We start from the raw sequence: 10,032 nt of genomic DNA, 5'->3' as shown, positions 1-10,032 counted from the left end.
CTTTTTTTCGACATTATACTCATAAAATCCAGATTATTATTCTTTATCTTCATCTTTTAAAACCATCGCTCTAAAAGCTTCATCTTTTGGGACTAAACCCGCCTCATATAAAAACTGTGAGGGTAAAAAATTAAGCTTTTTTATCTTGTCATATTTTGCATAACTGAGATATAGTATATCTTTAGCCCTTGTAACTGCTACATAAAAGAGTCTTCTTTCCTCGTCTAGAGAACCGCCGCGTTGCATAAGTTTACGGTTTGGAAAGCGCCCGTCCATAAGGTCGATTATATAAACCTCTTTATACTCCAACCCTTTTGAAGCATGAACACTTAAGAGGTTTACTCCCTCGCCTTGAGTCAGATCCGATGAACCCAAAATCATGGCATTTAAGAATCTCTCATGTTCACTGTAGGGTGTTGAGAGTTCTTCTAGCAAAACCATTTTTCTAGCTATCCTAGAGAGTGCCTCTGTTTTTTGCTTCTCATCAATCGTACCGTCTTTAAGGAGCGCTCTTTTGCCTGCTAAAAATTCGGCTATATATTTGTAGATTGCAGACTCTGCAATCTTTTTTACAATTGTGCAAGGCTGTTTTACACCTTTTAGATCACGAAAGAGGAGATAAAAATCGTGCAAAAACGTAGCGCTCTCTTTTGTAAGCCTTGGATGTTTTAAAATCGGATTGCGCATAAACTTATCTTCAAAACCGAGTTTTGCAAATTTTCCAACGCTCCCAAGCTCTAAAAAATCATCAAAAAGTCCAAGCTGATGGTTGAGTTTTCTCTTCTCAAAAGGATTTTTAATGGACTCATCCGGTGCATAAAGTCCATAAAATATACTTCCGTGACCGAGTGTTTTTAGCGCAATATAGATCTCTTTTGCCATGGCACTTCCTATGCCTCTGGCAAACTCAAATAGATGTATAAAAGACATCATATCCGACTCATTTACCAAAAGAGTATAAAAATCCAAAACAGCCTTTACCTCACGCGAATCAAAAAAGCTTGTCCCGCCCTTTCGCCTACAAGGTATGTCCAGCTCACGAAGCCCGACCTCTATACCGTCCGCCGATGAGTTGTTCCTGAAGATGACGGCTATCTCCTCTCTTGGAGTCTGAGAGTCGCGGATTTGCGCTGCCATGGCGTGGTACTGATCGAACAGCTCATCATACGCAAGCAGTTTTGGAGGTTGTGAATCATGCCCTCGCGTCACTTCAAGTTTTTTGGGGTAAATCCGCTCATTATGCTCTATAACTTTTGTAGCAAGAGAGAGTATAGGAACGGTTGAGCGGTAGTTTTTCGTAAGCGTATGCACTTTTGCTTCTGGAAATTTTTTGGAAAATGTTCCGATAATCGAGATATCCGCACCATTAAATGCGTAGATACTCTGGTCGTAATCCCCTACACAAAAGAGCGAGGGCGGATTCATTGCGTCTATGAGAGTGCCTTGAAGCGCGTTTGTGTCTTGATACTCATCGACAAGAACCTCTTGATATCCAAGATCTTTAGTTTTGCACAAGGCTCGAAAATGAAGGAGCAAATCGTTGAAATTTACAAAACCGTACTCTTTTTTAAGCGCTTCAAACTCATCTACAATATCGGCATAAATCATAGCAAAAAGCTCATGCTCAGGGTATTTGTTTTTAACCCACTCTTCAAAATTATTTACAAGTTCCGTATTTTGGTAAAATGAGTAGACGTCGTAGAGATAGTTTCCGCCATAAGGTGAGATTTCTGCACCAATATGACCGAATGAGCGCTTTTCATAGACGCTTCTAAAGAGTGTTTTTAGCTCTCTTTGCTGTTTGAGGACGACTTTTTTGTCTTGCTTCTTCAGCCATCTGTAGCTTACCGCGTGAAAGGTTCCGGCATCAATTTTAGAAGCCACATCTTTACCGAAAAATTCTGCAACACGCTGCACCATTTCGGCTGCGGCTTTATTTGTAAATGTTAGAAGTAAAATCTCTGTAGGTTTTACGCCTTTACTTAAGAGATAAGCTATTCTTCCAACGATTGTAGATGTCTTCCCAGTTCCTGCCGAAGCGATAATGAGATTTTGTTCGTTGGAGGATGTAGCTGCAAAATATTGTTCTTCATTTAAACGCGAAAGTGGCAAAAAAACTCCTATAAGACTAAGAGTCGAATTATACCGATTTAAGCTTATTTAATCGATTTTCAAAAGCCTAACAGTTTTACTAAACATCATCATACTAAACGCCAAGAAGCTTTAAATCTGAATAAAAGCAGATGGTTTCACTCCGCATACTGGGCAGTTCTTAGTAGGCTCTCCAAGTTCGATATAACCGCATATCGGGCAGAGATAAATCCCTACTTCATCAATATCTTTGCCCTCTTTTACCGCCTGAAATGCTTTTTTGTAAAGCTCGGCATGAACCTTTTCTGCTTCAAGCGCATATCCAAACATCTTTTTTGCTTTATGCCCCTCTGCTACGGCTTTTTCATACATCGGCGGGTACATATCTTCATACTCATAAGTCTCTCCGCCGATTGCCGCTTCAAGATTCTCTAGCGTCGAACCGATTTTATCCATTGCCTTTAAGTGTCCCTCGGCATGGATTTTCTCAGCCTCTGCCGTTGTACGAAAAAGTTTTGCGATATTTGCAAATCCATCTTTTTGGGCTTGTTTTGCAAACGCACTATATTTCTGATACGCTCCGCTCTCTCCGCTAAATGCTACTTCTAAATTCTCTTTTGTAGTTGGCATAACAACTCCTTGCTGATTTTTTAGATTGTATCTTCGATAAGTTAATGCTCACAACATTTACGCTATAATCGCAAAAATTTTAATACATTTTAAGGTCGATTACATGTCAGAAAAGAGCTATGAACCAAGCATAACGGAAGATGCATTTTACAAAATATGGGAAGAGAGAGGCTACTTTGAAGTAGATGGCAACAAAGCCATTCAAGAAGATGCAAAAAACTTCTCCATTATGATGCCTCCTCCAAATGTTACGGGTCGTCTTCACATAGGTCATGCACTTACATTTACGCTTCAGGACATCATTACCCGCTATAAACGCATGGACGGATACAAAACTCTTTGGCAGCCCGGAACCGACCATGCAGGGATTGCGACGCAAAATGTAGTCGAGAAACAGCTCTTGGCTCAAGGTACCACAAAAGAGGAGATCGGCAGAGAGGAGTTTTTAAAGCGTGCATGGGCTTGGAAAGAGGAGTCTGCGGGAATAATGACTTCACAACTGCGCAAAATGGGCGTCTCTCCTGCATGGAAGCGTGAGCGTTTCACTATGGATGAGGGGCTTCAAAAGTCTGTAAAAGAGGCTTTTGTTCATCTTTATAACCAAGGACTTATAGTTCGCGGAAACTACATGGTAAACTGGTGTACGCATGACGGCGCACTTAGCGATATTGAGGTCGAGCATGAAGACCATGACGGGAAGTTTTACCACTTAAAATACCCTTTTGCTGATGGAAGCGGCTTTGTTGAAGTTGCAACCACAAGACCTGAAACATACTTCGGCGACAGCGCGGTTATGGTGCATCCCGACGATACCAGATACAAAGATATCATCGGTAAAAAGATAAGACTCCCTCTAATTAACAGAGAGGTCGCAATTATCGCCGACGAACATGTAGACATGACCTTTGGAACAGGTGTGGTTAAGGTAACTCCCGCGCATGACCAAAACGACTACGAAGTAGGCAAAAGACACGATTTAGAGTTTATCACGGTATTTGATGAGAAAGGTATTTTAAACGAATATGCAGGAGAGTTTCAAGGGTTAGAGCGTCTTGAAGCAAGAGAGATAATCGTACAAAAACTCGAATCCGAGGGCTTTGTCGTAAAGATTGAAGATTACAAACATCAGGTCGGACACTGCTACAGATGTAAAAATATCGTTGAGCCATACATCTCAAAACAGTGGTTTGTCAGAAGCGAAGTTGCTAAAAAATCAATAGAAAAAACAAACAACGGCGAAGCGAAATTTTTCCCGCCTCACTGGATAAACTCATACAACTCATGGATGGGTGATCTAAGAGACTGGTGTATTTCGCGTCAGCTTTGGTGGGGGCATCAAATCCCTGTTTTTTACTGCGACGAATGTGAGCATGAGTGGGCAAGTTTAAAAGAAACGGAACAAAAATGCCCAAAATGTAGTTCAAAAAATATTCATCAAGACCCTGATGTTCTAGACACTTGGTTCAGCTCTGCGCTATGGCCTTTTTCAACACTTGGCTGGGGGAATGGCGATGTTGAGATGGACAAACTTTTTACCTCTCAAGATATGAAAGATTTTTATCCAAACTCACTTCTTATTACGGGTTTTGATATTCTCTTTTTCTGGGTTGCCAGAATGATGATGATGGGCGAGAGCTTTATGGGAGAACTTCCGTTTAACCACATCTATCTGCATGCGCTTGTACGCGACGAGAATGGGCAGAAGATGAGCAAATCAAAAGGCAATGTTATCGACCCGCTGGACATGGTAGAGAAGTACAGTGCAGACATTCTCCGCTTTACGCTTGCAATCAGTGCGGCGCAAGGGCGTGACATAAGAATGAGTACCGACAAGCTGGAACAAAACCGCAACTTTACAAACAAACTCTATAACGCGGCAAAATTCCTGCAGATGAATGTAGACACTTTCCCAGATTTAAAAGGTTTCTGTGTCGAGAGCCCGCTTGGAAGATATATGCTCTCACGCCTAAATGTCGCTACAGCAGAAGTCCGCTCATGCATGGATGAGTACAGATTTAACGATGCGGCAACGGTCGTTTACCGCTTTATCTGGAATGAGTTCTGCGACTGGGGTATCGAGCTTAGCAAAGCCGACAAAGGCGCAATAGTCGAACTTGGAGCGATTTTCAAAGAGTCTATGAAGCTTCTGCACCCGTTTATGCCTTTTATCACAGAGTATCTCTACCATGAACTCTCGGGAACAAGCTTGGAGAACGCAGACTCTGTTATGATTATGAAGTATCCGTACAAGACGAAAAAACGTCTCAAGGATGAGGCAAGATTTGAGATAATCATGGACGTAATCATCTCCATTAGACGCGCAAAAGTCTTGGTAGATTTGGCAAATCAAAAGATAGAAAAAGTGTATGTAAAAATAGACGGCATCTCGCATGAAGAGCAAGAGCTTATGAAGCCTTTTATACTCAAACTTGCCAAAGTAGATATTGTGGAGTTTACTGACTCTAAGGTAGAAAATTCGGTAAGTGACATCTCGCAAAAATGTGAGACTTTTATACCGACACAAAGCATAGACCTCACATCAATCATTAACCGCCTCACAAAACAGGATGAAAAGCTCCAAAAGGAGATAGACAAACTGGGCGGCATGCTAAACAATGAGAGATTTGTCGCAAACGCGCCTGAAGATGTTTTAGCAAAAAACAGAGAACTTCTAGCAGATGCGCAGAGCAAACAAACAAAAGTAATAGAACAGTTGAATTCGCTGAAAAACTAAATGAATAAAATTTTTGAACCTAAACTTCTTACACTTTTAAAGTCCGGAATAAACAAAGAACAGCTTATCTCTGACATCTTCGCAGGTATCGTTGTCGGCATTGTTGCACTTCCCCTAGCCATTGCATTTGCCGTAGCTTCCGGTGTCTCTCCTGAAAAAGGACTGATTACTGCCGTAGTTGCAGGTTTTATTATCTCGTTTCTTGGCGGGAGCAGAGTTCAAATCGGCGGACCTACGGGAGCATTTATCGTAATAATATACGCAATTGTTCAAGAATACGGAATTGACGGGCTCATAATCTCTACCATGATGGCGGGAGTTATTCTCATACTCTTTGGACTTTTGCGTCTTGGCGATCTTCTCAAATACTTCCCGCATCCGCTCATCGTAGGCTTTACAAGCGGTATCGCGGTAGTTATCTTTTCAACACAAATAAAAGATGCTTTTGGGCTGCCTATCGAAAAACTGCCTTCCGAATTTTATGAAAAATGGGTAGTCTATTTTTCAAACCTAGGCGAAGCCAACGTTTATGCCGTTGCTATCACAGTTGTCACAATACTTATAACAATATATTCAAAAAAGATAACAACTAAAGTTCCGGGCTCTTTTATTGCCATTGTTTTTATCACTCTTGTTGTTCAAGTTGCAAATATTCCAGTAAGTACGATTGAGTCATTTTTCGGTGAAATCCCAAACACTTTTACTTTCTCGCTACCAAATATTGAGATGGAGAACCTCTATATCTATATCGCCCCTGCCCTAACCATAGCACTGCTTGGAGGAGTAGAGTCTCTTCTCTCTGCCGTTGTGGCAGATGGTATGATAAGTGGCAATCACCGCTCAAATACGGAACTTATAGCTCAGGGAATTGCAAATATAGTTACACCGATATTTGGCGGCATTGCGGCAACCGGTGCGATTGCAAGAACTGCTACAAACGTGAAAAATGGAGGAAGAACCCCGATAGCCGGAATTGTCCACGCTCTGACTCTGTTGCTTATCATGTTCTTTTTTGCAAGTTATGCAAAGCTAATTCCGATGGCATGTTTGGCAGGAATTTTGATTGTCGTTGCTTACAACATGAGCGAATGGCGCTCTTTTATCTCAATTTTAAAAGGCTCTCCTTTTGACATTATAGTTCTGCTTAGTACCTTTTTGCTTACAGTGTTTGTGGATTTGACCGTGGCAATAGAGATCGGGATTGTTCTTTCATCACTTCTGTTTATGAAAAGAATGGCTGACATCGGCATAAAAACTCCATGTCATGTTGATGGCGACTTGCTTGAGGATTACTCTGATTTGCCTGAGGGTGTATCCATATATGAGATAAGCGGTCCGCTCTTTTTCGCTTCTGCAAAACAGTACTCGGGAGTGATAAAAGAGATAGGTCTTAAGAGCAAGATACTAATCATCCGTATGCGCCATGTTCCTTTTGTGGACTCAACGGCTATTCATAATTTCGCAGAGATGATAAAAACGCTTCAAAAATCAGATGTCAGACTGCTTCTCTCGGGCGTAAATAGCGATGTGCTCAAAGATTTAAAAAGGCACGAGATAACATCTTTAATTGGCGATGAAAATATACTTGACTCCTTTGATAAGGCAGTAAAAAGAGCCAAAGGTATTACTGTAACTCCTCTTTAGGTTCACCGAAATAGTAGCCTTGAGAGTAGTCGACTCCAAGCTCCTCTACTTTTGCCTGAACCTCTCTACTATGAACAAATTCTGCTATAACCTTATTAAAGCAAATCTGTTTGGAAGATCTGTTAATGCATCTCTATTCATATCTTGCATTCTTACTTGTTTTTCACAACAATATAGCTTTGCGGTTTCACGGATCTGTATTTTGGCATTCCCATGCCGATAGTTGAGTTAATATATGTCGGGTCTGCAATAACATACTCTTTTGAACCTGCTCTTATCTTATCTCCATCAAGTGGAATGTAGAGTGCCGTCGCCATGTGATCCTCATACTTCACACCCAAAACGCTAACCCCAAAAAGCTCTTTCATGAGATATGAAAATAGAACTGCCCTATCTTCACAATCGGACTTCTCATAAAAGAGTGTCTCCTGTGCAAACATAACCTTCTCTTTGCCAAACTGTTGATTGTCCTGCTCATATTTAAATGATTTTTGGACAAAACTAAGCACAAAGTTCATAGCCTCGCTTGCTTTTTTGCCATCGATATGTTTTTTAATTCCTGCTGCCAAATCTCTATATGTCCTTTGCTCAATGGGGGCATTAAAGAAGGTCTCATACTCAGCCTGTGGGTATGAAGCCATAAAGTCTATAAGATTTTTATTGTATGAGATTGCAACATCATACTTCTTCTCAAAATTGTAAAAACTAAGAACCTTATACTCTAGATTTTCTCCCAAAAGAGGAAGCGTATCCAAAGAGAGATCAAGCGGTTTTGTAGCTCCGGGATAATCCTGTTTGTATGAAAAAACTCTGCCTATTTTCTCTTTTTTATTATCAATAAAAACATAATATTTTTTATTGCTGAAACTAAAGTTTGGTGCTGCATAGATTGTCTTTGCGGAGTAGTGCATCAACACTATGTGCCTACCGTCTAATCCTATTTTCACGGCATAACCCAGTTTGTTTAACAAAAACCAGCTAAGAAGCTTCGAGCTATCCCTGTTTTCATATATGCTACGAGATATTTTTGAAACTAAAAGATAGATGCCCCAATCGTTTAAGTTCATAGATTTTGAGACTCTTTGAATCTCCAAAACAAGAGATTCGTACTCACTTGAAGCAACTGCATCGAAATAGTTGGCTATTCCAATCTGATTTGTAGGGTAAAAATTTGCGCTCTTTACTCCATCTGAAATGTCAAACTCCAAATTTTTACCATAAAAATCAAAAGAGATATCTTTCGCCCTTTTCTGTGGCGGCGGAGATATGGCAGGCTCTTTTTGGATTGGCGTCAAATCCTCTTTTGGCTCTTTCTCTGCTTCAATTTTTATGCTTATTTTTGGTCCGACCGGCTTAACTTCTTTGGGTTTTGCAGGTTCAATAGTTATCGGTTTTTCTCTCTCGTATAGAGACTTCATCTCTTGGAGAGTGTAGGCTTCCCACTCCTGCTTTAAGTAGTTGCTAAAAGCGCCGTCTCTCTCATCTTTATACTCTTTAAACGAGTCTGTTTGAGACCTTTTAAAATCTTTAAAACTCTCCGCTGCAAGAAGTGTTGAGAAACTTAGCGCAATAAGTAGACTAAAACGGCCAAACCGCTTGAATAATTTTTGTACCCCAACCCTGTTTTGTCGCACGATCAACATCTCCCTGTGTCTTATAAAGAATTTTAGCATCACTAATCTGTGAGGACTCTACTGTGTTGTACTGATTAATATCATAAGGGCGTATAACACCGCCAATCTGTATAATCTGCTTTTGGTCATCAACAAGAATCTCTCTCTTGCCAGATATAAAATAGTTTCCGTTTTCCAACACTTTAACAATTCTAGCAGAGATAGTCGTAGCAAACGACGCATCCCTTGATGCGCTTCCCTGCCCGCTGTAGGCGCTTGAAGAGCTTGCATCAAAACCTATACTGCTCAAACCGCTTAGTTTGTTGGCTGCTGAATTTACCGCAGAGTTTGAGCCTCCTGAACCAAAAAGACCACCACCTAAACCCATTGCGTCATCTTCCTTTAGCTGCTTTGATCCAGTACTTGAACTCTTTGCATTTTCAGAGATAACAACCGTTACAACATCATTTACATGCATCGCTTTGTGATCTGTAAAAAGCGGATTTTCCCCCTGTCCAAAGATACTTCCAACAGAAGTAAAATCCTTCTTGTCCTCACGCGAAGGCATCTGCTCTACATAAGCAGGCGGCTCAAAATCAATCTCAGGTTCCATCAAGTTAGCGGCGCATCCAGATAAAAATAGTATAGCATAAATCGGCATTAGCACTGTTAAAATAGTTTTTTTCAATTTTTCTCTTTTTAGTTCTTGTTTATTAGTTATAATTCTAGCAACAATAGTTCCACATAAAAGGAAAAAAGTGAATTTAAGAAATAAAATCAACCAAGATATCAAAGATGCTATGAAAGCAAAAGATAACAAAAAGAGAGACGCTCTAAGACTTTTAAGCAGTGCTCTTAAGCAGGTAGAGGTCGATGAGAGAAGAGAACTTAGCGATGATGACGTTATAAAAATCATACAGTCTCAGGTAAAAAGAAGGGATGACGCCGCAACGCAATATAGAGACGCCGGACGTGATGATCTAATGCAAAAAGAGCTAGATGAGATAGCCTGCTACAAAGAGTATCTCCCCGCACAACTGAGCGATGGCGAACTTCAAGAAGCACTCAAAGTGATAATTGCAAAAGTGGGCGCTACAACCATCAAAGATATAGGAAAAGTTATGGGAGCGGCTAGTAAAGAGCTCTCAGGCAAAGCTGACGGCAAAAGAATTAACGAGTGCGCAAAAACTCTGCTCTCATAAGATAAGATAAGATAAGATAAGAGAAGAGTCTCTTCTCCTAATCTCTCTTAAATAAACTTTAGTTTTCTAAGCGCGTGCGAGGCGTTCGCCTCTTTTTAGGCGTTTTTATTTTTTCCAT

At 40.6% G+C, this 10,032-nt stretch carries 7 protein-coding genes; 3 read left to right on the top strand and 4 right to left on the bottom strand.

Annotated elements, in window-relative coordinates; translation table 11 throughout:
* Positions 1-36: 36 nt before the first annotated feature.
* Together IBX42_RS09630 and IBX42_RS09625 are read right to left on the bottom strand one after the other, a co-directional pair.
* On the bottom strand, positions 37-2,112 hold the full coding sequence (locus tag IBX42_RS09630) for an ATP-dependent helicase (RefSeq protein ID WP_294932311.1): 2,076 nt from the start codon (positions 2,110-2,112) through the stop codon (positions 37-39).
* A 111-nt stretch (positions 2,113-2,223) separates the two neighbouring features.
* Positions 2,224-2,721, bottom strand: a complete 498-nt coding sequence (locus IBX42_RS09625; RefSeq protein ID WP_294932308.1) for a rubrerythrin family protein — start codon at positions 2,719-2,721, stop codon at positions 2,224-2,226.
* Between the two features lie 103 nt (positions 2,722-2,824).
* Between IBX42_RS09625 and IBX42_RS09620 the strand changes: the two genes are divergently transcribed.
* Together IBX42_RS09620 and IBX42_RS09615 are read left to right on the top strand one after the other, a co-directional pair.
* Positions 2,825-5,455, top strand: coding sequence for a valine--tRNA ligase (locus tag IBX42_RS09620; protein WP_294932305.1), 2,631 nt, complete (start codon positions 2,825-2,827; stop codon positions 5,453-5,455).
* Positions 5,456-7,099: a SulP family inorganic anion transporter gene (locus IBX42_RS09615; protein ID WP_294932303.1), complete on the top strand. Its 1,644-nt coding sequence runs from the start codon at positions 5,456-5,458 to the stop codon at positions 7,097-7,099. It begins immediately after the preceding gene.
* A gap of 152 nt (positions 7,100-7,251) precedes the next feature.
* Here IBX42_RS09615 and IBX42_RS09610 read toward each other — a convergent pair whose 3' ends face one another.
* Both IBX42_RS09610 and flgH read right to left on the bottom strand, forming a co-directional pair.
* Positions 7,252-8,742, bottom strand: coding sequence for a hypothetical protein (locus IBX42_RS09610; RefSeq protein ID WP_294932300.1), 1,491 nt, complete (start codon positions 8,740-8,742; stop codon positions 7,252-7,254).
* The gene (flgH, locus tag IBX42_RS09605) at positions 8,678-9,373 is read right to left on the bottom strand and encodes a flagellar basal body L-ring protein FlgH (protein WP_294932314.1); all 696 of its coding nucleotides are present in this window, start codon (positions 9,371-9,373) and stop codon (positions 8,678-8,680) included. Before flgH ends, IBX42_RS09610 begins: the two co-directional genes overlap by 65 nt.
* 97 nt (positions 9,374-9,470) lie before the next feature.
* On the opposite strand from flgH, the gene IBX42_RS09600 reads away from it, so the two are divergent.
* Complete coding sequence (locus tag IBX42_RS09600; RefSeq protein ID WP_294932297.1) at positions 9,471-9,914, top strand: GatB/YqeY domain-containing protein; 444 nt, start codon at positions 9,471-9,473, stop codon at positions 9,912-9,914.
* Positions 9,915-10,032: the final 118 nt, after the last annotated feature.

Source organism: Sulfurimonas sp. (assembly GCF_014859695.1).
Taxonomy (GTDB): domain Bacteria; phylum Campylobacterota; class Campylobacteria; order Campylobacterales; family Sulfurimonadaceae; genus Sulfurimonas.
Note: the sequence above shows the minus strand (reverse complement) of the source record. Positions and strands in the feature narration are given on the sequence as shown.